The organism is Pseudomonas salomonii (assembly GCF_900107155.1).
GTDB lineage: Bacteria > Pseudomonadota > Gammaproteobacteria > Pseudomonadales > Pseudomonadaceae > Aquipseudomonas > Aquipseudomonas salomonii.
Genome location: NZ_FNOX01000019.1, coordinates 45,697 through 71,193, shown reverse-complemented (window position 1 = coordinate 71,193; position 25,497 = coordinate 45,697). Strand labels below are relative to the sequence as shown.

The 25,497-nt window shown below is 57.5% G+C and carries 21 protein-coding genes and 2 pseudogenes; 17 read left to right on the top strand and 6 right to left on the bottom strand.

The window, feature by feature from the left end:
• The 16 genes and pseudogenes from BLV67_RS30395 to pqqE form a co-directional block, all read left to right on the top strand.
• Window positions 1-178 (top strand): annotated as a pseudogene (locus BLV67_RS30395) (DDE-type integrase/transposase/recombinase); the annotation flags it as partial.
• A 214-nt stretch (window positions 179-392) separates the two neighbouring features.
• Window positions 393-1,454: an IS110 family RNA-guided transposase gene (locus BLV67_RS30390; RefSeq protein ID WP_065929682.1), complete on the top strand. Its 1,062-nt coding sequence runs from the start codon at window positions 393-395 to the stop codon at window positions 1,452-1,454.
• Window positions 1,455-1,491: 37 nt separating this feature from the next.
• A pseudogene (locus tag BLV67_RS30385) lies at window positions 1,492-1,669 on the top strand (IS3 family transposase); the annotation flags it as partial.
• 82 nt (window positions 1,670-1,751) lie between these two features.
• Window positions 1,752-2,225: a hypothetical protein gene (locus BLV67_RS33190; RefSeq protein ID WP_069787033.1), complete on the top strand. Its 474-nt coding sequence runs from the start codon at window positions 1,752-1,754 to the stop codon at window positions 2,223-2,225.
• 40 nt (window positions 2,226-2,265) lie between these two features.
• The gene (locus BLV67_RS30375; RefSeq protein WP_083269356.1) at window positions 2,266-4,542 is read left to right on the top strand and encodes a GGDEF domain-containing protein; all 2,277 of its coding nucleotides are present in this window, start codon (window positions 2,266-2,268) and stop codon (window positions 4,540-4,542) included.
• Between the two features lie 1,064 nt (window positions 4,543-5,606).
• Window positions 5,607-5,897 carry a Phd-YefM gene (locus BLV67_RS30370; RefSeq protein WP_056857840.1) on the top strand — a complete coding sequence of 97 codons (291 nt, stop codon included), beginning with the start codon at window positions 5,607-5,609 and terminating at the stop codon, window positions 5,895-5,897.
• Window positions 5,898-5,906: 9 nt separating this feature from the next.
• A complete protein-coding gene (locus BLV67_RS30365) occupies window positions 5,907-6,194 on the top strand; it encodes a type II toxin-antitoxin system RelE family toxin (protein WP_069787031.1) in 288 nt (95 codons plus the stop codon).
• A gap of 133 nt (window positions 6,195-6,327) precedes the next feature.
• Complete coding sequence (locus BLV67_RS30360; RefSeq protein WP_069787030.1) at window positions 6,328-6,774, top strand: Lrp/AsnC family transcriptional regulator; 447 nt, start codon at window positions 6,328-6,330, stop codon at window positions 6,772-6,774.
• 167 nt (window positions 6,775-6,941) lie between these two features.
• A complete protein-coding gene (locus BLV67_RS30355) occupies window positions 6,942-8,624 on the top strand; it encodes a flavin monoamine oxidase family protein (RefSeq protein ID WP_065929487.1) in 1,683 nt (560 codons plus the stop codon).
• Between the two features lie 10 nt (window positions 8,625-8,634).
• The gene (locus BLV67_RS30350; RefSeq protein ID WP_069787029.1) at window positions 8,635-9,429 is read left to right on the top strand and encodes a carbon-nitrogen hydrolase family protein; all 795 of its coding nucleotides are present in this window, start codon (window positions 8,635-8,637) and stop codon (window positions 9,427-9,429) included.
• A gap of 48 nt (window positions 9,430-9,477) precedes the next feature.
• A complete protein-coding gene (gene pqqF, locus BLV67_RS30345) occupies window positions 9,478-11,835 on the top strand; it encodes a pyrroloquinoline quinone biosynthesis protein PqqF (RefSeq protein ID WP_069787028.1) in 2,358 nt (785 codons plus the stop codon).
• A gap of 158 nt (window positions 11,836-11,993) precedes the next feature.
• Window positions 11,994-12,068, top strand: coding sequence for a pyrroloquinoline quinone precursor peptide PqqA (pqqA, locus tag BLV67_RS30340; protein ID WP_003194766.1), 75 nt, complete (start codon window positions 11,994-11,996; stop codon window positions 12,066-12,068).
• A 71-nt stretch (window positions 12,069-12,139) separates the two neighbouring features.
• On the top strand, window positions 12,140-13,051 hold the full coding sequence (gene pqqB / locus BLV67_RS30335; protein WP_069787027.1) for a pyrroloquinoline quinone biosynthesis protein PqqB: 912 nt from the start codon (window positions 12,140-12,142) through the stop codon (window positions 13,049-13,051).
• Between the two features lie 11 nt (window positions 13,052-13,062).
• Window positions 13,063-13,815, top strand: coding sequence for a pyrroloquinoline-quinone synthase PqqC (gene pqqC / locus BLV67_RS30330; protein WP_069787026.1), 753 nt, complete (start codon window positions 13,063-13,065; stop codon window positions 13,813-13,815).
• A complete protein-coding gene (gene pqqD / locus BLV67_RS30325) occupies window positions 13,812-14,087 on the top strand; it encodes a pyrroloquinoline quinone biosynthesis peptide chaperone PqqD (RefSeq protein ID WP_069787025.1) in 276 nt (91 codons plus the stop codon). The genes pqqC and pqqD overlap by 4 nt, the downstream gene beginning before the upstream one ends.
• Window positions 14,080-15,210, top strand: coding sequence for a pyrroloquinoline quinone biosynthesis protein PqqE (pqqE, locus tag BLV67_RS30320; protein ID WP_141722723.1), 1,131 nt, complete (start codon window positions 14,080-14,082; stop codon window positions 15,208-15,210). The genes pqqD and pqqE overlap by 8 nt, the downstream gene beginning before the upstream one ends.
• 5 nt (window positions 15,211-15,215) lie before the next feature.
• Here pqqE and BLV67_RS30315 read toward each other — a convergent pair whose 3' ends face one another.
• Window positions 15,216-15,374 carry a YqaE/Pmp3 family membrane protein gene (locus BLV67_RS30315; RefSeq protein ID WP_003194776.1) on the bottom strand — a complete coding sequence of 53 codons (159 nt, stop codon included), beginning with the start codon at window positions 15,372-15,374 and terminating at the stop codon, window positions 15,216-15,218.
• 182 nt (window positions 15,375-15,556) lie between these two features.
• Window positions 15,557-16,816, bottom strand: a complete 1,260-nt coding sequence (locus tag BLV67_RS30310; protein WP_069787023.1) for an aspartate aminotransferase family protein — start codon at window positions 16,814-16,816, stop codon at window positions 15,557-15,559.
• Window positions 16,817-17,025: 209 nt separating this feature from the next.
• On the opposite strand from BLV67_RS30310, the gene BLV67_RS30305 reads away from it, so the two are divergent.
• A complete protein-coding gene (locus tag BLV67_RS30305; RefSeq protein ID WP_065929400.1) occupies window positions 17,026-17,925 on the top strand; it encodes a LysR family transcriptional regulator in 900 nt (299 codons plus the stop codon).
• 226 nt (window positions 17,926-18,151) lie between these two features.
• Here the strand turns inward: BLV67_RS30305 and BLV67_RS30300 are convergent, their stop codons facing one another.
• From BLV67_RS30300 to BLV67_RS30285, 4 genes are all read right to left on the bottom strand, one after another.
• On the bottom strand, window positions 18,152-19,930 hold the full coding sequence (locus BLV67_RS30300; protein WP_065929401.1) for an acyl-CoA dehydrogenase C-terminal domain-containing protein: 1,779 nt from the start codon (window positions 19,928-19,930) through the stop codon (window positions 18,152-18,154).
• Window positions 19,931-20,178: 248 nt separating this feature from the next.
• A complete protein-coding gene (locus BLV67_RS30295) occupies window positions 20,179-21,948 on the bottom strand; it encodes an acyl-CoA dehydrogenase C-terminal domain-containing protein (protein WP_069787022.1) in 1,770 nt (589 codons plus the stop codon).
• Between the two features lie 90 nt (window positions 21,949-22,038).
• On the bottom strand, window positions 22,039-23,328 hold the full coding sequence (locus BLV67_RS30290) for a GGDEF domain-containing protein (RefSeq protein WP_065929403.1): 1,290 nt from the start codon (window positions 23,326-23,328) through the stop codon (window positions 22,039-22,041).
• Between the two features lie 204 nt (window positions 23,329-23,532).
• Entirely contained in the window at window positions 23,533-25,338 is a 1,806-nt protein-coding gene (locus tag BLV67_RS30285) for a phenylacyl-CoA dehydrogenase (RefSeq protein ID WP_017138032.1), read from the bottom strand.
• Window positions 25,339-25,497 lie beyond the last annotated feature (159 nt).

The window sequence follows — 25,497 nt, the reverse complement described above, 5'->3', positions numbered from 1 at the left end:
GCCGGATGCGGACTTGGTCATCAAGGCCTTGGACATGGCTTACGAACAGCGAGGGAAGCCTCAAGGTCTGCTGTTCCACTCCGACCAGGGCTCGCAATATGGAAGTCGGAGTTTTCGCCAGCGCCTTTGGCGATATCGCATGAGTCAGAGTATGAGCCGGCGAGGAAATTGTTGGGATACTCAGTTCACTATGCTCAAGAGCGTCGGCCCAATCTGACCCGTGCTGGGATTGGCCAATAGAGTGCCTTTGCGTTGACCTGTCGATTGGACGCTGACGTTCCCTGGCATTGCCGGGCCCAGCGTCTGTGACCTGATAGGAGCCTTGTCCTGCATCTTGAGTGTCCTGTCCTGCGTATGGGGTTGGTAATGCGTTCTCATCGGAGGCATTAGTCATGAACAGCCCCATGGACGAAAACGAAGTCATCTTGGGAGTTGATACACATCTGGATACCCACGTAGGGGTCTTGATCAACACGAATGGAAACCTGCTTGGCTGCTTGGCGGTAACAACCGATACCAGCGGATATCTCAAGCTCGTTACCTGGGCCAACTCCTTCGGTATGTTGAAGCGTGCCGGCGTGGAAGGCACCGGAACTTATGGCGCGGGTTTAGCCCGTGTCCTGCGTGATCATGGCATCGAGGTGCTGGAGGTTAACCGCCCTGATCGCTCCAAACGCCGGCTCCAGGGGAAATCCGATCCCACCGACGCCGAGAGCGCGGCTCGATCCGTTCTTTCGGGAAACGCCACGGCGATCGCCAAGACCCAATCGGGTGTGGCCGAGGCGATGCGGGTGGTTTCGGTTGCTCGGCGCAGCGCAGTCAGAGCGAAAACCCAAGCGATCAATCAATTGAGAGCTTTGCTCGTCAGTGCCCCGCAAGACATTCGTGAACGGCTCTGGAAAACCAAACCTGCCGACTGCGCCAAGGGATGTGCACGTCTTCGCTCACGGAGCGCGACTGAATTCCTGAACATCTTAACGACCTCCCTGTGTCTATTGGGCAAGCGCTGGCTGGCATTGGCAGAGGAAGTTGAAAAGCTCGATGCCATTCTAGAAAACCTGACTCGCCAACATGCTCGCCGTTTACGTGAACAATTCGGCGTCGGCCCTCAAACGGCGGCCGTGCTGCTTTCGACAGCAGGTGATAACCCGGAGCGGTTAAAAAGTGAAGCAGCTCTCGCCGCCCTCTGTGGGGTCAGTCCTTTACCGGCATCCTCGGGTAAAACGGTGCGACATCGTTTAAACAGAGGTGGGAATCGGTCTGCGAACAACGCCCTATGGACCATTGCGATGGTACGCATGCGAGGTGATCCCAAAACCCAAAGCTACGTCGCCCGTCGTAGTGCTGAAGGTTTGTCTTCCAAAGAAATCCAGCGCTGTTTAAAGCGCTATATCGTCAGGGAGCTATACCCTTTGATCCTGGCAGATTTAGCCGATTCAGCTCGATCTTGTTGACATAGGAGCGTCAATGCACCAAGGGAGCGGGGGCCTCCGGAGTATGAAAACGGAATAGATACTGACCTTAGGCTATAGAACTGCACAGTAAGTACAGCGCGACATCAGCCATTTTTGATGCATCGATATAACTGGATTCGGCCTCATCAATTCAACGACGAGCTGGCGCCAGCTAAGGCCGAGGAGAAACTTACGTCGTTTCCGGGATTAGTTGAGCACTTCACTGCAATACTATAGTGCCATTACGCCAATTTTCGGTACTATTCGGCTAACGCTGGATCTCCAAAAGGCTGAGAAATGGACTTCACCCCTATCATCGCCCAGATCTGGGGCATGCCAAGCCAGTTTACCCCGGCCATACTGATGCTTGCGCTGCTCAAATCGCCGTGTTCCAAGGGCGATACCGGCGACCTGCTCATGCGCTTCCATGGTTGTTGGCAACTGAATAAACAAACACACCATCCCACAGCGGAGTGGCAGTGCCTGAAATTCGGAAGCCCGTTGCTAGTACGCGACGTGAAATCAGGAGTGAAAGCAGGGCCGCTGTTCTGGGGATGCCCAACTATCCTAAGAACTCCACCATATATAAACTTTGATTTGCAGGGATCAACAAGCATGTGTGGTCTGCACGCTATTATTTCTCTCAAAAAAATTAAATCGGCACTCATAAATCTGAAGACTGATAACACCAATGCGTACGGAAAACACGACCTGTATGAGCCAGGGGTGTTCGCCCTAACTTTATTCTTAATATCTTCCATCCTCTCATAGACCGGCTATTTTGCCATCTACCTCCTTTGCGGTGTTCTATATGAAAATAAAAAGGTTAAAATATATTTCAGATGAAATAGTCGCATCTGTCGCTAAAGACCTGGCAACGGCCAAGATTTTTTATGAATTTAATGGTAAATGGTACTCTATAACTGGTCATTTAGCCCATCAGAGTATCAGTGCGCATCTAGATCTTTCACGTGAAAATCCCAACTATTTCTTTTCGGATGGAAATACAGGATTTTATTATTTCGAGGATGGAAAATATTCAGTTCACGTCAGTTTTGTTGCAAAGCCACGGCTCCCTCGCAGGGATAAAATCAGGAAAACCATAGATGAAGCAAGAAACGTTGCTATCAACAGGTATAAAGTTGGTCATAGCTCTCTGACCGATCTGCTAGCAAAGGATGCATTCAGTTTTCATTTAAATGAGGCAATATCAGGATTATCATCTAATGCTGCATTGGTCGGAGATCAACATGAGGCAAGTTCTCCCCCTGCTATAGGTGTGCTAGCTATAGATATAGATTTTTTTAAACAGGTTAATGACACGTGGGGGCACATATATGGAGATCAGGTTCTAAAAGCATTTGGATACCGTTTAGATGCAGCAGCACAAAAAATTATAGAGGCAGAGGAAACTGCGGTTAAGATCCATGTGGGACACCCCTCGGGAGAAGAGTTTCTTATTGCCATCGAGGCCGCTGCTAATAAAGAGAGATTTCGAGAGTGGGCTACACTCTTTAGAAAAGCAATCGCAGATGACCCACTTCCTAGCGAGAGCGAGTGGCAAATGCTTTCATTGGATAGCGTCCCCACGGGTTTATATCCACCGCCGCTTGCAGAAAGAAGGATTACAGCAAGTGTTGGCGTTTATTTTCACTCAGGAGTATTACCTAAGAATAGCACCAGGGTGGTCTCAGAGTTCTTAGAAAAATCCGATACCGCGTTGTATAGGGCTAAAGCGGGCGGGAGAGACCAAGTTATTTTTTATGATGACATATTAACTCGCTGCGGTCGAATTCTAGAACAGGATCATGGCAGCGGTGTTGTTGCCATTGATATTGGATCTGATGTTGGTGTAGAAAAGGGGCAGGAATTTAAAATATTTTCCCCGACATTTACTGGAGAAAAAAAATTTATTGTAAATAATGGCCGCACAACTAGAGCACTAGGCCATTACCCTAGAGTTGAAAGCGGAAGGCTGACTGTTTTTAACGTTCAATCGGAACTTTCATTTGCATACATATCATCATTGGACAAAGCGGCGAGCTTCGAAATTGGTTCGCACTTGGAGGCTGTCCCTGCCGGTAGCATTAGACACTTGCTTTCTGGTATATCTAAGTACTTCCCATCTAAATCGGAGAGCGAGGAAACAAGCGCTTTAGAAAAAACGCAGCGCTATGTTGTGGAAGCTGTCGCATCTAAAGAAAAGCCGTTCGCCATCTTTATTAATTTATCCAAGCAGTCAGACTATGTGCGTATGTTTGGCATTGGATCTTTGAATGATGCACTTGTTAGAATATATAGGGCCGCTCAGATTAAGTTTCCGGCAGTTAGGCATGTAGAGGTGATTGACAGCTCGTCTATCTGTATAGTTGGCGCAGGCAAATTTTATAATGAAGACAAGGTTTCCGAGTTTGTTGAGCTGATGCGGCAGGAACATCCTGATCTTGGGATCTTAGCAGGAGTGTTTTGTGAGAAAGACGTTATTCCGGGAAAAAACATCAAGGGAGACAAACTTAGCCACACGTATGCAATAGAGTTTGCCCAATATGCTTCGTCCGAGCTTGGTCGCTCATCCGACTTAGCTGTCAGACATTTCGGTTATTCGGTGGTGACAGATACTCTATATTCTCTTCGCAACAAAGGAGAGAACAACACCGCAATGGCCGACTATAAAAGATTGCAATCCTTTGGATTAAGAAGCCCAAATTTCGTAAACTACGGCGGACTTATCTCTGGCTCGCTTGGAGACGACAGGAGCGCCCGTAAATACTATGAGGAGGCATGCCTTATGTCCCCTGGCGACATCATATACAAGTTAAACTTTATGATTTCTTCGACTCGCCTTGCTGAGTTTGATCAAGCGATTACTGCTGTAGCCGACATCTCAATTGAAGATATTCGCTCCAAAAAACTAGTACACAAGTATGGTTTTTTTGCTTTTGCTTACTCTTATGCAATGGCAAAACTAGCAGGATCGGCGCTCTATGATGATTCGCGCTTTAATGCTGTTGCAGATGAAGCCGTAACGATTGGCCGATCAGAGAATTACAGAGGGGTCGATAAAATAACTAAGGCTTTGGACAACTAATTCAAACTATTTCAGGTGGCCGCTAATAGGCGGCCACTTGATCGGAAAGAACGAGTATTCATTTAATTCTGTGGATCAACTCGCATTTGTGATCTTGTCCAGGTGATTGTATATCTACTTAATGACCTTATGCCCAGCAATAGCAGCTGATGCTGGGAATCCGGCTTGTGCGAGCGTTTGATTAAACCCGCTCTGCCGATTTTTTCTCCCAGTCACCTCTAAATATTGGCCACGCCTATATCGCGGTGATTATCACATCAAAGGATAGCTTCGGGCTCGTCTGACATTTAGGTTCACAGGTACCATAACAGTACAGCAATCAGTTTTGCTATCCTTCTCAAAACTACGCTTAGCACCATGCAATTCGGGGCCTGTAACTATGCCAACCTACGTTCACCTACGAACGCTTTCTCTAGGCATATCAGCTCGCCCAGCAACTCATAATCCCTTGGTCGTAGGTTCGAGTCCTACTGGGCCCACCATCTTCGAAGCCACGCAATGCGTGGTTTTCGTCGCTTTTGCACCCAAGCTTTCTGGCTCAGATTTTCCAGCCAGACCAGCAAAAGTGTCCACAATATGTCCACTCGAATTTTCCAACACCTTCACCTCAGCCCCGTTAGGCCAAGCGATTGTCGGTTGACCAACGCGCCCATAATCGACTCGGTTGGTTTTGCGTTGAAAGTAGCCCTCCCCCAAACACCATAAAATCCAGCACGGCACATGGTCTGCGCACTGCGCCCGGCCGAGAGAATGAAGTCATGCAGCAGCAGGTTGCGTTGAAGCGCGCAATGGTGGCGTTTCGTGCCCCGCTGCCGAACGCTGAACCGTGCGACAGCTAATAGCGCTCGAAAAAACAAAGACTTAGATCTTAATTCGACGAATTTAGCGGCGAATTCGCCGTCAACTGAGAATCCTGCTGGCAAAATTCATTCGATCAGCCATACAAAAAATGCTTAGCGAATGCTTAACAAATGCTCAAATATGAGCAATACTTCGCGTCGTACAGTACATAGAATTTAGCATGCCTTTGTACATGGTTAGCTTATATTGCCTTGGAGTTCAGTATGGCAGCGCTACTTGATCGGGCCGACCAGGCCATATCGGTTACCGCAATGGTTAGGAGCTTCAGTTCAAAGCTCAAAGAAATCTCAAGCCGCACCACCGATCGCTTGGTCGTGTTCAAAGACAATGAACCGGCTGCAGTCATCGTGAATGTGGATGCTTATCAAGAATTGATGGATGAGCTGGAAGACCTACGAATCGAAGCTACTGCGCGTGATCGCTTGGCGAGCTTTAACCCAAAATCGGCTATCTCTCACGCAGATATGCGAGCCAGGTACGCCAAAAAAGACTAAGGATTTGCGATGGCTTGGGGAGTCAACTATCACCCAGATGCTGAAGGCGACTTCGACAGGCTTGGATCCACAGCAGCAAACAGGATCCTAGACGTCATCGAGGAAAGAATAGTAAATGGAGAACCCGATAAAAGTGGGAAGGCCCTGAGCGGATCGCTTGCAGGGTGTCGTCGAATTCGGACTGGCGATACACGCATCGTATACCGGGTTGATGGAAAAGCCGTCGAAGTACTGATCATCGCCGCCGGCAACCGACGTGACGACGAAGTTTACAATGATGCAAAAAAACGAGTCTGAGCCCGCGTTAAGGGCTTTTTCTTATACTGCCCTGTATCCGTACCAAACGAGAAAGCCGCGCACTGCGCGGCTTTTTCGTGTCTGGAAATCTGTAACATACCTCCCCACTGCCCATCGCACCGGAGCCCCACCCTTGCCCGCCCTCGACGAAATCGATCGCCAACTGATCGCCGCCTTGCAGATCAACGCCCGCGAAAGCTTGGCCATGCTTGCCCGGCAGTTGGGCATTGCGCGCACCACGGTAACCTCGCGCTTGGCGCGTCTGGAGAAAACCCAGGTGATCACCGGTTATGGCGTGCGCCTCGGGCAGCGCGTGGTCGACGGGGGGTTGCAGGCGTATGTCGGCATTACTGTTCAAGCGCGCTCGGGCAAGGAAGTGCTGCGCAGGCTGAGCGCCATGGCGCAGGTGCAGCAGTTGTGTGCGGTGAGTGGCGAGTTCGATTATGTGGCTTGGCTGCGCACTGATTCGCCGGAACAGCTGGACCAGTTGCTGGACCAGATCGGCAGTGTCGAGGGCGTAGAGAAAACCACCACGTCGATCATCCTCAGTAACAAATTGGACCGTGGCCAGCCAGTTTGACCAGCCAATTCGTCATTCTGACTAAAAACAATTCAATCCGACGACACATTGCGTCTTAATAACGACCGCTACGCTCCCTAAACTGGCTGCCATCTTTTCCTATACTCAACGGGTCGAATCCCGCCGAGTCGTCAGTAAGGTCAGCCATGAGCATTCCGTCCAGCACCATCAGCAAGACCAATCGCCATCCCGCCGACGGTAAAAAACCTATCACCATCTTTGGCCCGGACTTTCCGTTTGCCTTTGATGACTGGATCGAACACCCGGCCGGCCTGGGCAGTATTCCCGCCGCCAACCATGGCGCGGAAGTGGCGATTGTGGGGGCCGGGATCGCGGGGCTGGTAGCAGCCTACGAGCTGATGAAGCTGGGCCTCAAGCCGGTGGTGTATGAGGCCTCGAAGATGGGCGGGCGTTTGCGCTCCCAGGCCTTTGAAGGCGCCGAAGGCATCATCGCCGAGCTGGGCGGCATGCGTTTTCCGGTGTCGTCCACCGCGTTCTACCACTATGTGGACAAGCTGGGCCTTGAGACCAAACCTTTTCCCAACCCGCTGACACCGGCTTCCGGCAGCACAGTGGTCGACCTCGAAGGCCAGACCCACTACGCGCAGAAGCTCTCGGACCTGCCCGTGCTGTTCCAGGAAGTGGCCGATGCCTGGGCGGATGCGCTGGAGGCCGGCTCGCAGTTCGGTGATATCCAGCAAGCCATTCGCGATCGCGACGTGCCGCGCCTCAAAGCGCTGTGGAACAAGCTGGTACCGCTGTGGGACGACCGCACCTTCTATGACTTCGTCGCCACGTCCAAGGCGTTCGCCAAGCTGTCGTTCGCGCACCGCGAAGTGTTTGGCCAGGTGGGTTTCGGCACGGGTGGTTGGGATTCGGATTTCCCCAACTCGATGCTGGAAATCTTCCGCGTGGTGATGACCAACTGCGACGATCACCAACACCTGGTGGTTGGCGGCGTAGCGCAAGTGCCCATGGGTATCTGGCGCCATGTGCCGGAGCGTTGCGCCCACTGGCCTGCCGGCACCAGCCTCAGCTCGCTGCATCGCGGTGCGCCACGGGCGGGGGTAAAACGCATTGCCCACGCTGCCGATGGCCGCTTTGCGGTCACCGACAACTACGGCGACACCCGCGAATACGCCGCCGTGCTGACCACCTGCCAAAGCTGGTTGCTGACCACCCAGATCGAATGCGACGAAACCCTGTTTTCGCAAAAAATGTGGATGGCCCTGGACCGCACGCGCTACATGCAATCGTCCAAGACCTTCGTGATGGTCGACCGCCCGTTCTGGAAAGACAAAGACCCGGAGACCGGCCGCGACCTGATGAGCATGACCCTCACCGACCGCCTCACCCGTGGCACCTATCTGTTCGACAACGGTGACGACAAGCCAGGCGTGATTTGCCTGTCGTACTCGTGGATGAGCGACGCGCTGAAAATGCTCCCGCAGCCTATCGACAAGCGGGTGAAACTGGCCCTCGACGCGCTGAAAAAGATCTACCCGAAAGTCGATATCAAGGCACGCATCATCGGCGACCCGATCACCGTGTCCTGGGAAGCCGACCCGCATTTCCTCGGCGCCTTCAAAGGCGCGTTGCCCGGCCACTATCGCTACAACCAGCGCATGTATGCGCACTTCATGCAGAAGGACATGCCCGCCGAACAGCGTGGGATTTTTATCGCCGGTGACGACGTATCCTGGACGCCTGCGTGGGTCGAGGGCGCGGTGCAAACCTCGCTGAATGCGGTGTGGGGCATCATGACCCACTTCGGCGGCAGCACTCACCCCGAAAACCCGGGCCCAGGTGATGTCTTTGACGAAATCGGCCCGATCGCCCTGGCCGATTAAGGAGTTAAGCATGCGTGTCGCCCTGTACCAATGCCCACCGCTGCCGCTGGATGTGGCCGGCAACCTCAAGCGCCTGCATCAATTGGCGCATGAAGCGAGCGGTGCCGACGTGCTGGTGCTGCCGGAGATGTTCCTCAGCGGCTACAACATTGGCGCGGAAGCGGTGGGCGCACTCGCCGAAGCCCAGGATGGGCCGTCGGCACAGGCGATTGCCGAACTGGCCAAAAGCGCCGGCCTGGCCATTCTCTACGGGTACCCGGAGCGGGCTGAGGACGGGCAGATCTACAACGCCGTACAATTGATCGATGCCCACGGCCAGCGCCTGTGCAACTACCGCAAGACTCACCTGTTTGGCGACCTGGACCACTCGATGTTCAGCGCCGGGGAAGATGATTTCCCGCTGGTGGAGCTTAACGGCTGGAGGCTGGGTTTTCTGATCTGCTACGACCTGGAGTTCCCGGAAAACACGCGACGCCTGGCCGTGGCCGGTGCCGAGGTGATCCTGGTGCCGACGGCCAATATGGTGCCGTTCGACTTTGTTGCCGACGTGACCGTACGGGCGCGGGCCTTTGAAAACCAGTGCTATGTGGTCTACGCCAACTACTGCGGGCACGAAGGCGAGATTCAGTACTGCGGGCAAAGCAGTATTGCTGCGCCCAATGGCCAGCGAATCGCCCAGGCGGGGCTGGATGAAGCGTTGATCGTCGGTACACTGGATCGCCAATCGATCCTGGACGCCCGCGCGGCCAATCACTACCTGCAAGACCGTCGCCCAGAGCTGTACGGCGCGCTGCACAAGCCCTGAGCCAGACGGTTTGTTAGCATAGGCACATTCTACGTTTCGGAAGTGCCCATGCCTGCGCCGGCCCACCCTCATCACCTTGACTTGACCCTGGCCAACGGCCTGCGGGTTTCCTTGCGTCAGGCGCCGCGCCTGAAGCGTTGCGCCGCGATGTTGCGCGTGGCCGCCGGCAGCCATGACGTGCCACTCGCGTGGCCGGGCTTGGCGCATTTTCTTGAGCATTTGCTGTTTCTCGGCACCGCGCGTTTTCCCACAGGCGAAGGCTTGATGGCCTACGTGCAGCGCCAGGGTGGGCAGGTCAACGCCAGTACTCGCGAGCGCACCACGGACTTCTTCTTTGAATTGCCGGTGCCAACCTTTGCCGGTGGGCTCGAGCGGCTGGCGGATATGTTGACCCATCCGCGCCTGACGATTGAAGACCAAGTGCGTGAGCGCGAAGTGCTGCAGGCAGAGTTTGTGGCCTGGTCCCAGGATGCCAAGGCACAGCAGCAGGTTGCGCTGTTCGAGGGCTTGGCGGCTGATCATCCGTTGCGCGGCTTTCATGCCGGTAATCGGGATAGCCTCCCGGTGGAACGTGAGGCATTTCAGCAGGCACTTCGGGAGTTTCACAACGCGTTCTATCAGAGCGGGCAGATGACATTGAGTCTTGCCGGCCCGCAGTCGCTCGAAGAACTGCAAGCGTTGGCCCAGCGTTTCAGCGACGAATTGGCTCCTGGCCCTCTGCGCCCCCAAACCGCACCGCCAGCATTGATGCCAGGCTACGCGCGGGGCTATCAACACGTCGCCAATAATCACCTGCACCGCGTCATTACCTGCGACGCGCCTCGCCAAGTACTGGAGTTTCTCTGCACCTGGCTCAACGCTGCGGAGCCGGGTGGTTTGCTGGCCGAGCTGAAAGCACGAAAGCTGGCCAATGCCATGCAGGCGACCGTGCTTTATGCGTTTGCCGGGCAAGCCGTATTGGATATCGACTTTACCCTCGAGACTCAAGGCGATTCGGCTACGCAAATCGAAGCGTTGTTGCACGACTGGCTGGGCTTTTTCGCACACAGCGATTGGACACCTTTGCGCGAAGAGTACGCCTTGCAGAACGCCCGTCAGCAACAGATCCAAAGCGCACTGGCAGTGGTGCGAAATGAACGTGAAGACCTGTCGGAACAGGGCGCTGCCGCACTGAAAGCGCTGCTGGATTCGCTGCACCTTGAACCGTCCCAACACCTTTGGCAGTTGCCGCCCAGCAACCCGTTCCTGCGTCCAGCTGCCAACGAACAACGCGCCGGGCTGATCCGCGGCCAGACCAGCGCCCACCGGGGGTTGCGTACCTTCGCCCAAGACCGTTCCAGAGGCCGTCGGGAGGTGTCGGCGCTGACATTCAGCCAGGCATTGGCGGATGACACCGATGAAGGTGCGCTGTATCTGCAATGGCGGTTTGATAACGCCGCGCCCGTGGGGTTGGAAAATACATTACAGCCATTGCGCGAGAATGCCCGTCAGGCCGGCGTTGAGTTGTCTTTCGAAACGATCGGCAACGATTTCCTGGTGAAAATGGTCGGTCTTCACCAGCCCATGCCGGCTGTTCTGGACGTATTGGCGCAAAGCTTAAGCCAGCCACCAGAAGCCGCACCCGCCGCAACACCGATGATCGCCATCCGAGCGTTGCTCAAGGCGCTGCCGACTTGCTGCAGCGGCACTCACTCCGGGCCAGTGTCATGGGCGACAGCTCGATGGCATGGGCTCGGCGTTGGGTTACCGGCCGCTTGTGAAGCCGCGATCAAAATCGCCGCAGCGCGGCTGCCTGGGCAGGCAGCAAGTATTGAGCACACACCCCCAACCCTCGACGGCCAGAAGCTCTGGCACAGGGTGAAAACAGACGCCAACGACGCGGCTTTGCTGCTGTTTTGCCCAGCGCCGACGCTAACCGTGGCCGATGAAGCCGCCTGGCGACTGCTTGGGCATCTGCTGCACGGGCCGTTTTACCAGCGTCTGCGGGTCGAGCTACAAATAGGCTACGCAGTATTCAGCGGCATCCGACAGATCAACGGACAAACCGGATTGCTGTTTGGCGTGCAGTCCCCCAGCGTTTCACTGAGCGGGATCGTCGATCACCTGCAGACCTTTCTGAAGCAGCTACCGACGTTAATCGACAGCAGCCCAGACCTGGGCAACCAGCCCCTGGCGCAGCAATTCACTGCCCAGCAACTGCCCCTTAGCCAAGCCGCCGAGCTGCTGTGGCAGGCGCAGTTGGCGGGCCACTCGATGGGTTACCTGGACCAGCTACAACACTTGATACAAAACCGCACACGCGAGGATCTGCAGCACGCCGCCCAGCAACTCAACGATGCCTCAGGCGGCTGGCGCTGTGTGGCCAACGGCCCGCGAATCAACGATTCCTGGCAACCGGCAGGCTGATCGTTGCCAACCCTGCAACAGGCTTTTTCCGTCAAGACAGCGCTAACTTGAAAATAATTGCGTAATATTCATACGCAATATCTGAACATCTCCGATAGGAGGTGGACTATATGTATTACTTGGTAGTGAACGTCCCATCCCTTGGTAGGAGTATGAATATGACCTGGTCCAAACCCGCTTACACTGATCTGCGTATCGGTTTCGAAGTCACCATGTACTTCGCCAGCCGTTGATTGGCTGAGTAATACAACGCCTCGGTTCGCCCGGGGCGTTTTTGTTTTGAGCTTTGCGTGATGGAGCAATCATGTTTGTCCAGATTCTAGGTTCCGCCGCCGGCGGTGGCTTCCCGCAGTGGAACTGCAACTGCGTGAACTGCGCAGGCTTTCGCGACGGCAGCCTGCGCGCCCAGGCGCGTACCCAATCGTCCATCGCGATTTCCGACGATGGCGTGAACTGGGTGCTGTGCAATGCTTCGCCGGATATCCGTGCGCAACTGCTAGGCTTTGCGCCCATGCAACCCGGCCGTGCCCTGCGCGATACCGGCATCAGCGCAATCATCCTGATGGACAGCCAGATCGATCACACCACCGGCCTCTTGAGCTTGCGCGAAGGTTGCCCGCATCAGGTGTGGTGCACCGACATGGTCCATGAAGACCTCAGCACCGGCTTCCCGCTGTTCAGCATGTTGACCCACTGGAACGGCGGCCTGGCCTGGAACCGTATCGAGCTGGACGCCAGCTTCACCATCCCGGCCTGCCCGAACCTGCGCTTCACCCCGCTGCCACTACGCAGCGCCGCACCGCCCTACTCGCCGCACCGCTTCGACCCGCACCCAGGCGACAACATCGGCCTGATCGTCGAAGACCTGCGCACCGGCGGCAAGCTGTTCTATGCGCCGGGCCTGGGCAAAGTCGACGCGCCGCTGCTGGAAATCATGGCAGGCAGCGACTGCCTGCTCGTGGACGGCACGATGTGGGACGACGATGAAATGCAGCGCCGGGGCGTCGGCACGCGTACCGGCCGCGAGATGGGCCACCTGGCACAGAACGGCCCCGGCGGCATGCTCGAAGTACTGGAGCAGCTACCCGAGCAGCGCAAGGTGCTTATCCACATCAACAACACCAACCCGATCCTCGACGAAGACTCCCCCGAGCGCGCCGAGCTGGTGCGGCGCAATGTCGAAGTGGCTTACGACGGCATGAGCATTGAATTGTAGGAGCAGACGAAGTGACTGACACACCGTTGACCACCGCCGAGTTCGAAGCCGCCCTGCGGGCCAAGGGCGCCTTCTACCATATCCATCACCCGTATCACGTGGCGATGTACGAAGGCCGCGCCACCCGCGAGCAGATCCAGGGCTGGGTCGCCAACCGTTTCTACTATCAGGTGAACATCCCGCTCAAAGACGCCGCGATCCTGGCCAACTGCCCGGACCGCGAGATCCGCCGCGAGTGGATCCAGCGCCTGCTCGACCACGACGGCGCGCCCGGTGAAGACGGCGGTATTGAAGCCTGGTTGCGCCTGGGCCAGGCCGTCGGCCTCGACCCCGACCAATTGCGCTCCCAGGAGCTGGTGCTGCCCGGCGTACGGTTTGCGGTGGATGCCTATGTCAACTTTGCCCGCCGCGCCAGCTGGCAGGAAGCCGCCAGCAGCTCGCTGACCGAACTGTTCGCACCGCAGATCCACCAGTCGCGCCTCGACAGCTGGCCGCAGCACTACCCGTGGATCGACCCGGCCGGTTATGAGTATTTCCGTACGCGTTTGGGCCAGGCGCGCCGTGATGTGGAACATGGTTTGGCGATCACACTGCAGCACTACACCACCCGCGAAGGCCAGGAACGCATGCTGGAAATTCTGCAGTTCAAACTCGACATTCTGTGGAGCATGCTGGATGCCATGAGCATGGCCTACGAACTTAAACGCCCGCCGTATCACAGCGTGACCGAACAGCGGGTCTGGCATACAGGGATCACCCTATGAGCTTTGATCGCAGCAAAACACCGAGCTGGCGCCAGGGCTATCGCTACCAGTACGAACCGGCGCAAAAAGGCCACGTGCTGCTCTACCCCGAAGGCATGATCAAGCTCAACGACAGCGCCGCCTTGATCGGCGGGCTGATCGACGGCGAGCGCGACGTGGCCGCCATCATCGCCGAGCTGGATAAACAATTCCCCGGCGTGCCTGAACTCGGTAAAGACATTGAGGATTTCATGGAGGTCGCCCGTGCTGAGCACTGGATCGAACTTGCCTGAAAAGCCACCGATCGGCCTGCCACTGTGGTTGCTTGCCGAGCTGACTTACCGTTGCCCGTTGCAGTGCCCGTATTGCTCCAACCCGCTGGATTTTGCCGAACAGGGTAAAGAGCTGAGCACCGAGCAGTGGATCAAGGTGTTTCGCGAAGCGCGGGAAATGGGCGCTGCGCAGCTGGGGTTTTCCGGCGGTGAACCGCTGGTGCGCCAGGACCTTGCCGAACTGATCGCCGAGGCGCGCAAGCTGGGTTTCTACACCAACCTCATCACTTCTGGCATCGGCCTTACCGAGCAGAAAATCAGCGACTTCAAAAAGGCTGGCCTGGACCATATCCAGATCAGTTTCCAGGCCAGCGATGAGCAGGTGAACAACCTGCTGGCCGGCTCGAAAAAAGCCTTCGCGCAAAAGCTGGAAATGGCCCGCGCAGTGAAAGCCCACGGCTACCCGATGGTGCTGAATTTCGTTACCCATCGGCACAATATCGACAAGATCGATCGCATTATTGAATTGTGCATTGCCCTGGAGGCAGACTTCGTCGAACTCGCCACTTGCCAGTTCTACGGCTGGGCGCAGCTCAATCGTGTGGGCTTGCTGCCGACCCGGGAGCAACTGGTACGCGCCGAACGCATCACCAACGAATACCGCGCCAAGCTCGAAGCCGAAGGCCATCCGTGCAAGCTGATCTTCGTGACACCGGATTACTACGAGGAACGCCCAAAAGCCTGCATGAACGGCTGGGGCAGTATTTTTCTGACAGTCACACCGGACGGCACCGCCCTGCCTTGCCACGGCGCCCGACAGATGCCGGTGCAATTTCCCAATGTGCGCGACCACAGCATGCAACACATCTGGTACGACTCGTTCGGCTTCAACCGTTTTCGCGGCTACGACTGGATGCCCGAGCCGTGCCGTTCATGCGATGAAAAGGAAAAGGACTTCGGCGGCTGCCGTTGCCAGGCGTTCATGCTCACGGGTGATGCGAGCAACACCGACCCGGTGTGCAGCAAGTCCGAGCAGCACGGCATCATCCTCAAGGCGCGGGAAGAAGCCGAGCATGCCACCCAGACCATCGAGCAGTTGGCCTTTCGCAACGAGCGCAATTCACGGCTCATCGCAAAAGGCTGACGGCCTCAGCGCTTGGCGATGATGTACACCGCGTGGATGATGCCGGGGAAGTAACCGCACAGGGTCAGCAGGATGTTCAGCCAGAACGCCCCGCCGAAACCCACTTGCAGGAACACACCCAATGGCGGCAGCAGAATGGCGATGATGATACGAATGATGTCCATGGGTAAGCTCCAAAAAATCGGCTCGTGTGAGCCGTGTAGCTAATCGACCTTGGGCGTTCGTGAGGGTTCAGTGGGATCTGGCGTTGGGCCATCCTGAAGAGAGCAGACAAAAAAACGCCCCCAGCCAAAAGAATCAGGCTGGGGGCGCCGCGTATGCCGCGAGACGGTTCAGGAATATGAGGTTAAACGGCGATGCCCTTGCGACATTGCAGTTGGGCGGTACGCACGCGGGAGAACGCGCGCGCCAGGCGCAGGAGCATTTCGTCGATGTGGCTTTTGCTCACGTTCAAGGCTGGAGTAAAACGCAAACAGTCGGGTTGCGGGGCGATAAGGATCAGGTCTTCGTGCAATGCAGCCTTTACCACGGCATCCGCAGAATCATCTGACAGTGTCAGGCCCCACAGGAGTCCGTTGCCGCGTAGTTGCCCATGGCCGTAGCGGTAGGCCAGCCGGGCAAGGCCTTCTCCCAGGTACAGGCCGGATTCGCGTACCTGCTCAAGAAAACCGCTTTCCAGCACGGTGTCGAGTACGGCAACACCGGCAGACGCCATCAGTGCATTGCCGTGATGCGTCCCCGCCAATTCCCCCGCTTCGAAACAACAAGCCTTGCCGCGCGCCAGCAACGCCGCCAGCGGCACACCGCCGCCCAGGCCTTTGCCGAGGGTGATGATGTCGGCACGCACGCCGTACTGTTGTTCGGCCAGCAGGCTGCCGCAACGCCCCATGCCGGTTTGCACTTCATCGAGGATCAGCAGGATCCCCAGTTCACGGCACAGCCGCTCGACTCCCTTCAAATAGTGCTCGGTGGCAGGAATAACGCCAGCTTCACTCTGGATCGGCTCCAACATGATGGCAACCGTTTGGGCATCGACAGCGGCGTGCAGCGCCGGCAAGTCGTTGAAGGGCACATGGCTGAAACCCGGCAGTTGCGGCTCAAAACGGTTGCCGCCGGCACTCGTCGAGGCTGCCAACGCCGCAAAGCTTCGCCCATGACAGCCGCCGCTGGCGCTGATAATGCGATAGGCACCACCGCGATACAGCTGGCCCCATTTACGCGCCAGTTTGATCGCGGCTTCACAGGCTTCCGAGCCGCTGTTGAGCAGGTAACCCTGGTCGCTGCCGGTGTGGTCGCACAGCCGGTCGACGAGGTTCAGTTGGGCGCGGTTGTGCAGGCCATTGCCAGGGTTGATGAGCATATGAGCCTGATCGGCCAGGGCTTTGATCAATACCTGCGGGCTATGGCCGAGGCTGTTGGCGGCGCTGCCCTGGCTGAAATCCAGGTAGGCGCGCTCGTCGCTGTCCCACAGCCACGGGCCCTGGCCACGCACAAACACCTGCGCGGGCCTTGCCACAGTCGGCATCAGGGATTTACTCGAGCCGTCATGGCGCGTATCCACGATCAAATCGTCCAGGCTCGGCGCAGGGCGACGAAACAGATTCACAGCTCACCCCCGATGGCAACCGGACCTTGGTCGATGCCCCGTACAAACACACCCTTGAGGTTTTTTGCCTTGCCTATGTAAACGCCATCAACATAAACGCTATTCATTGCCCGATCCGGCCCTGTAAGCCCTGCGAATAGGCGCTAGACTAGGCGCCCGAGGGGCCATCGGCCATTTCGATTTTCCAGCTTTTTCGATAAGTAAGTCTTATGGATTTCAAGCAACTGCGTTATTTCGTCGCGGTGTATGAGGAAGGCCACGTGGGTCGTGCTGCGGAGCGCCTGTCGATCTCGCAACCGGCCCTGTCACAACAGATTCGCCAATTGGAACAGAACCTGGATGTCAGCCTGTTCGAGCGCAGCAGCAAGCGCCTGTTGCCGACATTGGCAGCACACACCTTGTACAACCACGCATTGCCGCTCATCGATGGTATGCAGCAAGCCGTCGAGGCCTTGCGCAACTTCAAGGGCCAGGCGATGCGCACCTTGGCCATTGGCGTGCTGCAAACCGTGCACACCAGCCTGGTCCCGCAGATGCTCGAGCGCGTGCGCAAAGCCCAGCCGCACCTGGTCGTGCAGATCTATGAATTGACCGGGCTTGAGATCGAGCGGCGCTTGCTCAACGGCTCGTTGGATATCGGCATCAGCTACCTGCCACCCCGCCAGCCGGGGTTAACGGGCGTGTTGCTGTACGAAGATGAACTGAAGGTGGTCATTCCCGAAGACCATCCACTGCGGGAATTCAAGAAAGTCTCGCTGAAACAGGCGGCCGAGCTGCCGATGCTGCTGTTGGGGGAAGAGTTCCAGGTGCGGCAGATCTGGCAAGGCCAGTTATCCAATTTAGGACGACGGCCTCAGGTGCAGGCGGAGTTGAATACGATGGTCGGGATTCTCGACAGCCTGCCCCATACCCAGCTCGCCACCGTATTGCCGGGGCGCTCCCAGGATGAGCACAACAGCAAGGCGCTGCTGTGGAAGCCGTTGAGTGAACCAAGAGTGCCGCTGAAGGTGGGCCTGGTGTGCCGCGACGTCCAGCGCCAGCAAGCGACGGTAGCGTTGTTGCGCACCTTGCTGGAAGACGTGATGAATGCCCCGCAGGCAAGCGCCTGACTTTTTCGCGGGCAAAAGAAAACCCCGCCGAAGCGGGGCTTTGCAGACTGTTTCCCTGACATCCATTTCACTCCGCCGTCCTGGCAGAATCCTACGTGTCCGTGTTGTTGCTTTGCGCTTCCTGCGCGACGTCCATGTGAAGTAGATTATCCGTGGATCCAATTTGGCGATAGAGGACGAATAGCAGCACGTCATGTAAGAGAATGCTTACACGCCCTCCAAGCCCTTAGAACAGTGCTTCATCCAGCAAAAACAATGATTCGCTACCGGCTTTTACCGAAGCACTCAGCGAATGAATACGCGGCAGCAGGCGGGCAAAGTAGAAGCGCGCGGTGCCCAGCTTGCTGGCGTAGAAGTCTTCTTCAGCCTCTTTGCCCAACGCGGCCTTGGCCATGCGTGCCCACATATAGGCATAGGCCATGTAGCCAAAGGCATGCAGGTACTCAACCGAAGCCGCGCCGATTTCATTCGGGTTGGTTTTGGCGCGGTCCAGTACCCAGGCGGTCAACTCATCCAGGTTATCCACGGCAGCGCTGAGCGGTCGGGTGAATTCAGCCAGCTCGGCGCCTGAAGCCGCGATGAACTGGCGGATCTCGTCAGCAAACAAGGTGTAGAACGCCCCGCCGCTGCCGACGATCTTGCGCCCCATCAAGTCCAGCGCCTGAATGCCGTTGGTGCCTTCGTAGATCTGGGTGATGCGCACATCACGCACCAACTGCTCCTGGCCCCACTCGCGGATGTAGCCGTGGCCGCCAAAGATCTGTTGGCCGAGCACGGTGGTTTCCAGGCCAAGGTCGCTGAGGAAGGCTTTGGCAACAGGTGTCAGCAGCGCCACCAGGTTGTCCGCACGTTCGCGGGCGGCGGCATCTTCACTGAACTTGGCGATGTCCAATTGGGTGGCCACGTAGGTGGAGAACGCGCGACCGCCTTCGTTCGACGCTTTCATGGTCAGCAACATGCGGCGCACATCCGGGTGCACGATGATCGGGTCGGCCACTTTGTCCTTGGCCTGGGCGCCGGTCGGTGAGCGGCTCTGCAGACGGTCGCGCGCGTATTCAATCGCGTTCTGATAAGAGCGCTCGCCCGACGCCAGGCCCTGGATACCCACGCCCAAACGCTCATAGTTCATCATGGTGAACATCGCCGCCAAGCCACGGTTCGGCTCGCCCACCAGGTAACCCACGGCTTCATCGAAGTTCATCACGCAGGTCGCAGACGCCTGGATGCCCATCTTGTGTTCGATGGAGCCGCAGCTCACCGGGTTGCGAGCGCCCAGGCTGCCATCGGCATTGACCATGAACTTCGGCACCAGAAACAGCGAGATGCCCTTTGGCCCGGCCGGCGCATCCGGCAGCTTGGCCAACACCAGGTGAATGATGTTGTCGGTGAGGTCATGCTCGCCGCCGGTGATAAAGATCTTGGTGCCACTGATGGTATAGGAGCCGTCCGCCTGAGGTTCAGCCTTGGTGCGGATAATGCCCAGGTCGGTCCCGGCGTGCGCTTCGGTCAGGCACATGGAACCTGCCCACTCACCCGAATACATTTTCGGCAGGTAGGTGGCCTTGAGCGCTTCGCTGGCGTGGGTGTTGATGGAAACACAGGCGCCGGAGGTCAGCATCGGGTACAGGCCAAACGCCAGGCTCGACGAGTTGATCATCTCTTCAACCTGGGCCGACACTGCCTTGGGCATGCCCATGCCGCCAAAGATCGGGTCGCCGCCTACGCCCACCCAGCCACCTTCGGCGTAGGTCTTATAAGCCTGTGGGAAACCATCCGGGGTGCTGACGGCAGTGTCCGCCCAACGGCAACCTTGTTCGTCGCCATTACGGCTGAGCGGCGCGATGGATTTGGCCGTGACCTTGCCGGCTTCCTCAAGGATCGCCTCAACGGTTTCGGCATCTACGGTGTCTGCCAATGCCGGCAATTGGGCCCAGGTGTTGGCGACCTCAAAAACTTCGTTGAGGACGAAGCGCATATCACGCAGCGGCGCTTTGTAATCAGCCATGGCAAACCTCGTGAGAACAGGAAAAGTGATTCGATAGGATCGGTTTTACAGGCTCCGAGTGTACCCGAACAACATTTGAGACACATAGGGTCTGTTAGTGACCAGCAAGTATTTTCGGGTCACACGAAGAGCTAATGTGGGAGCTGGCTTGCCTGCGATGCGAACACCTCGGTACATCAGTTACACCGAGTTGATGCCATCGCAGGCAAGCCAGCTCCCACATTTTGACCACAGTGAATCAGTCGCCTTTACAGCGCAAACAACTGCGCCGGCAAGCTCATCAGGCACTCACTGCCCGCCTCCACAGCGGCGCGGTGCGTTGCAGTACGCGGCAACAGGCGCTTGAAGTAAAAATCACAGGTGGCCAATTTGGCTTGGGCAAACTCGGCGTCGTCATGCGACTGCGCCGCAATGGCCATGCGCAACCACAGATACCCCAGAATGATGTAACCGCTGTACATCAAATAATCCACCGCCGCCGCGCCCACCTCATCCGGGTTTTTCATGGCGGCCATGCCGACCTTCATCGTCAGCTCGCCCCATTGCTGGTTCAGTTGATTGAGCTGCTCAACATGGGCCTTGAGCTGCGGGTGCTCGGCATTCGCCGCGCAGAACTTATGCACAAGCTTGGTAAACCCGCGCAGCAATTTGCCCTGGCTGCCCAGCACTTTTCGGCCCAGTAAGTCGAGGGCCTGAATGCCATTGGTGCCTTCATAGATCGGCGCAATCCGCGCATCACGCGCCAGTTGCTCCATGCCCCATTCGCGAATGTAGCCATGGCCGCCGAACACCTGCATACCGTGGTTGGTCACCTCCAGCCCGGTTTCGGTCATAAAGGCTTTGCAGATAGGGGTGAGGAACGCCAACAGGTCTTCGGCCTCCTGGCGTTGGGCGGCGTCACTGTTCAAGTGCGCGGTGTCGAGCAGTTGGGCAGTGAAGTAGGTCAGCGCCCGATTGCCTTCGTTGAAGGCCTTCATGGTCAGCAACATGCGCCGCACGTCGGCGTGCACGATGATCGGGTCGGCGGCTTTATCCGGGGCCTTGGCGCCGGTCAGCGAGCGCATTTGCAGGCGGTCGTTGGCGTATTTGATCGCGCCCTGAAAACTCGCCTCACCATTGCACAAACCCTGCATGCCTGTACCCAGGCGCGCGTGGTTCATCATGGTGAACATGCAATTGAGGCCCTTGTTCGCCTCGCCAATCAAAAAGCCCTTGGCGCCGTCGAAGTTCAGCACGCAGGTGGCCGAGGCCTTGATGCCCATCTTGTGCTCGATGGAACCGCAGTGCACCGCGTTGCGCTCGCCTGAATCAGCATGGAACTTGGGCACGATAAACAACGAGATCCCCTTGGTGCCCGCCGGTGCGTCCGGCAGTTTGGCCAGCACCAAGTGAATGATATTGGCGCTCAGGTCGTGCTCGCCGGCCGAGATGAAGATCTTGCTGCCGGTGATCGCATAACTGCCATCCGCCTGGGGCACGGCGCGGGTCTTGATCAAACCCAGGTCAGTGCCGCAATGGGCTTCGGTGAGGCACATGGTGCCGGTCCATTCGCCGGCGGTGAGTTTGCTGAGGAACGTGGTTTTCTGCTCCTCGGTGCCGTGGGCGTGGATCGCCGACATGGCGCCGTGGGTGAGACCCGGGTACATGCCCCAGGAGGTGTTGCTGGAGCCGATCATCTCGCTGAGCACCAGCCCCAGGGACAGCGGCAAGCCCTGGCCACCGTAGGCCGGGTCCGCCGCCACGCCATGCCAGCCACCTTCCACGTACTGGGCGAAGGCTTGCTTGAAGCCCTTGGGCGTGGTGACCACGCCGTTGTCGAAGTGGCAGCCCTCTTCATCGCCACTGCGATTAAGTGGCGACAGCACGTTTTCGCAGAATTTGGCGCCTTCTTCGAGGATCGCGCTGACCATATCGGGGCTTGCGTCGGTCGCGCCCAACGCGGCGTAGTGGCCGTGAAAATCAAACACGTTGTCGATCAGAAAGCGCATGTCGCGCAGGGGAGCTTTGTACTCAGGCATGGCAATGTCTCCGGCAGCAGATGCCTTCAACCTACTGCCGGCCACCGCCTCGAACAATCACTGTAGAACCGCTGAATACACCGCCATCACTCAACCGGCAGCGCTCTCCATGCGCACCGCGCCACGGCGGTTCTGGCCGGAGGCGACCACGCAGTTACGCCCGGCGCCCTTGGCGGCGTAGAGCGCCTGGTCGGCGGACTTGAGCACTTCTTCGGGCGTGCGCTGTTCGGCCTGGCGCTCGGCCACGCCGATGCTGACCGTCACCGACACACTCGAGGCGCCACTGCCCGCCCGGCGTTGGCGGCCCTGTTGGTCATCGTGGGGGCGGTCCGGGTTGCGCAGCTTGATGTCGTAGTTGGCGATGATCTCGCGGATCTCTTCCAGGTGCGGCATGCACTCGTCCAACGTCTTGCCGGCGAACACCACGGCAAACTCCTCCCCGCCATAACGATAGGCACGCCCGCCGCCATTGACCTTCGACAATTTGCTGGCCACCAGCCGCAGCACCTGGTCACCGACATCATGGCCGTGGGTGTCGTTAAAGCGCTTGAAGTGATCGACGTCACTCATCGCCAACACATAATTGCGCCCCAGCCGCTGCATGCGTTCGTTGAGCGCGCGCCGCCCCGGCAAGCCGGTGAGTTCATCCCGGAAGGCCATCTGATAAGCCTCGTGCGCCACGCCCGCGGCAATCATCAGCATTACCTGGCTGCACATGATGTTCAGGGTGAACGGCAGGATGAACGTTTGCGGCAGCATCCAGAACAGCCCCAGCAAACCCACCAGTTGTGCGGCGTGCAAGGGCCGTGGCTGATACCAGTACTGCGCCGCCAGGGTGACAAAACCCATCAGGAACATCGGGTACGACAGCTGGATCAGGCTCATCCAACTGCCATGCAGCGCCGGCCAGCGAATCTCCGCCAGCCAGTTCAGCAAGGCCTGGGGAAAACTCTGCTCAAGTGCCAGGGCCACGCTGCAAAAGGCAAAGAGCACGGCGCAGCGCGCCACGAAGTCGCGGAACAGGTGGGTTTTCTCCTGCCACAGCGCGTAGATGCTGAACAGCAGAGGCAACAGCAAGCAACACAGATGGAACACCACGGCGGCGTCTTCGCGCACGCGGCCGTTGTCGCGGTAGTAGTCGGTCTGGGTGTCGAGCAGGAAGTAAACGACGTACACCGTGATCATCAAAAACAGCTCGCGCTGGCGCCGATACACCGCGCAGTAGGCACCGCCGAGCAACAGCACCAAGGTCGGCAACACATTGAACAGCGAGGTGAAAAACACGCTGAGGTCTTTGATATACGCAGCCGAGAGCCCGGCCAGCAACAGCAGTAACGAAGGAAGAAAATGACTGAAACGAACAGCGGACACGCGTGACAAGGGTAAAGCTCCGACCCGCTCAGAAAGATGGCACAGTGCCTTCACTGAGCACAGTTAAGCACATTCAATGTGACCTGTATCACATTGCCATCACTGTAACGGCAGCCAGGCGCAATCCCTGAGTGCTGTGCTGTGTTTTTTATCGGCGCATAAAAAAACCGCCGCTTCCAAAAGAAGCGGCGGCTTTCAAGAGACCGGCAGGGCTTAGTAAGCCAGGCCGAAGTCTTCTTCTTTCATGTCCATCAGGTTGTTGGCGCCCGACAGCATGGTGACCTTATGGGTCTGGGTACGCGGCAGGATGCGCTGGAAGTAGAAGCGCGCAGTCTGCAGCTTGGCGGTGTAGAACGCCTCTTCGGTGGTGCCGGCAGCCAGTTTTTCGGCTGCCAGGCGTGCCATGTCGGCCCAGAAGTAAGCCAGGCACGCGTAGCCGGAGTACATCAGGTAATCCACCGAGGCGGCACCGACTTCTTCACGGTCTTTCATCGCGGCCATGCCGACCTTCATGGTCAACTCGCCCCACTCTTTGTTCAGCGCTGCCAGCGGTGCAACGAATTCCTTAACGGCTTCGTTGCCTTCGTTGGCCTGGCAGAACTTGTGCACGATCTTGGTGAAGCCTTTGAGCGCTTCGCCTTGAGTCATCAGCACTTTGCGGCCCAGCAGGTCGAGTGCCTGGATGCCGGTGGTGCCTTCGTACAGCATCGAGATGCGGCTGTCGCGAACGTTCTGCTCCATGCCCCACTCGGCGATAAAGCCGTGGCCGCCGTAGATCTGCACGCCGTGGTTGGCCGATTCAAAACCGACTTCGGTCATGAACGCCTTGGCGATTGGGGTCATGAACGCCAGCAGGCCGTCGGCTTGCTTCTTGGCTTCGTCGTCGGTGCCGTACTTGACGATGTCCACTTGCTTGGCGGTGAAGTACACCATCGCACGGTTGCCTTCAGCGAAGGCTTTCATGGTCAGCAGCATACGGCGCACATCAGGGTGCACGATGATGGGGTCAGCAGCCTTGTCTGGCGCTTTCGGGCCGGTCAGGGAGCGCATTTGCAGGCGGTCGCGAGCGTATTTCAGGCCGCCCTGGAAGCCGATTTCAGCGTGGGACAAGCCTTGCAGCGCGGTGCCCAGGCGAGCGGTGTTCATAAAGGTGAACATGCAGTTCAGGCCTTTGTTCGCCGGGCCGATCAGGAAACCGGTGGCCGCGTCGAAGTTCATCACGCAGGTGGCGTTACCGTGGATGCCCATTTTGTGTTCCAGGGAGCCACAGGTCACCGCGTTGCGCTCGCCGATCGAACCGTCTGCGTTCGGCAGGAATTTAGGCACGATGAACAGCGAAATGCCTTTGGTGCCGGCCGGTGCGTCCGGCAGGCGGGCCAGTACGATATGGACGATGTTGTCGGCCATGTCGTGCTCACCGGCCGAGATGAAGATCTTGGTACCGGAGACTTTGTAGGAACCGTCGGCCTGAGGCTCGGCCTTGGTGCGCAGCATGCCCAGGTCGGTGCCGCAGTGCGGCTCGGTCAGGCACATGGTGCCGGTCCACTCACCCGAAACCAGCTTGGTCAGGTAAGCGTCTTGCTGTTGCGGGGTGCCGTGCTCGGAGATGGTGTTCATCGCACCGTGGGACAGGCCAGGGTACATGCCCCACGACCAGTTGGCGGCGCCGACCATTTCGCTCACGGCCAGGCCCAGGGATTCCGGCAGGCCTTGGCCACCGTGCTCCACGTCGTGGGCCAGGCTCGGCCAGCCGCCTTCAACGAACTGTTTGTAGGCTTCTTTGAAACCAGTAGGGGTTTTTACGCCTGACTCGCTCCAGGTGCACCCTTCGATGTCACCCACGCGGTTCAACGGTGCCAGCACTTGCTCACAGAACTTGGCGCCTTCCTCAAGAATGGCGTCAACCATGTCCGGGGTAGCGTCCTGGCAAGCCGGCAGGCTCTGATAGTGCGCTTCATAACCAAGCAGTTCGTCACGAACGAAGCGAATATCACGCAAGGGGGCCTTGTAGTCAGGCATAGCGATAAACCTCTGCTGATGTATCTGGGATGAACAACCGCGTGGATTTGTTATGGCGGTCAAACAGGTGTTTGAAACATACGTTTACGACCTGGGGTTGTCAAGCATCGCGCCGACGCCGTTTGTCATGACGCGCATCAATGCCATGCACGGCAAGGC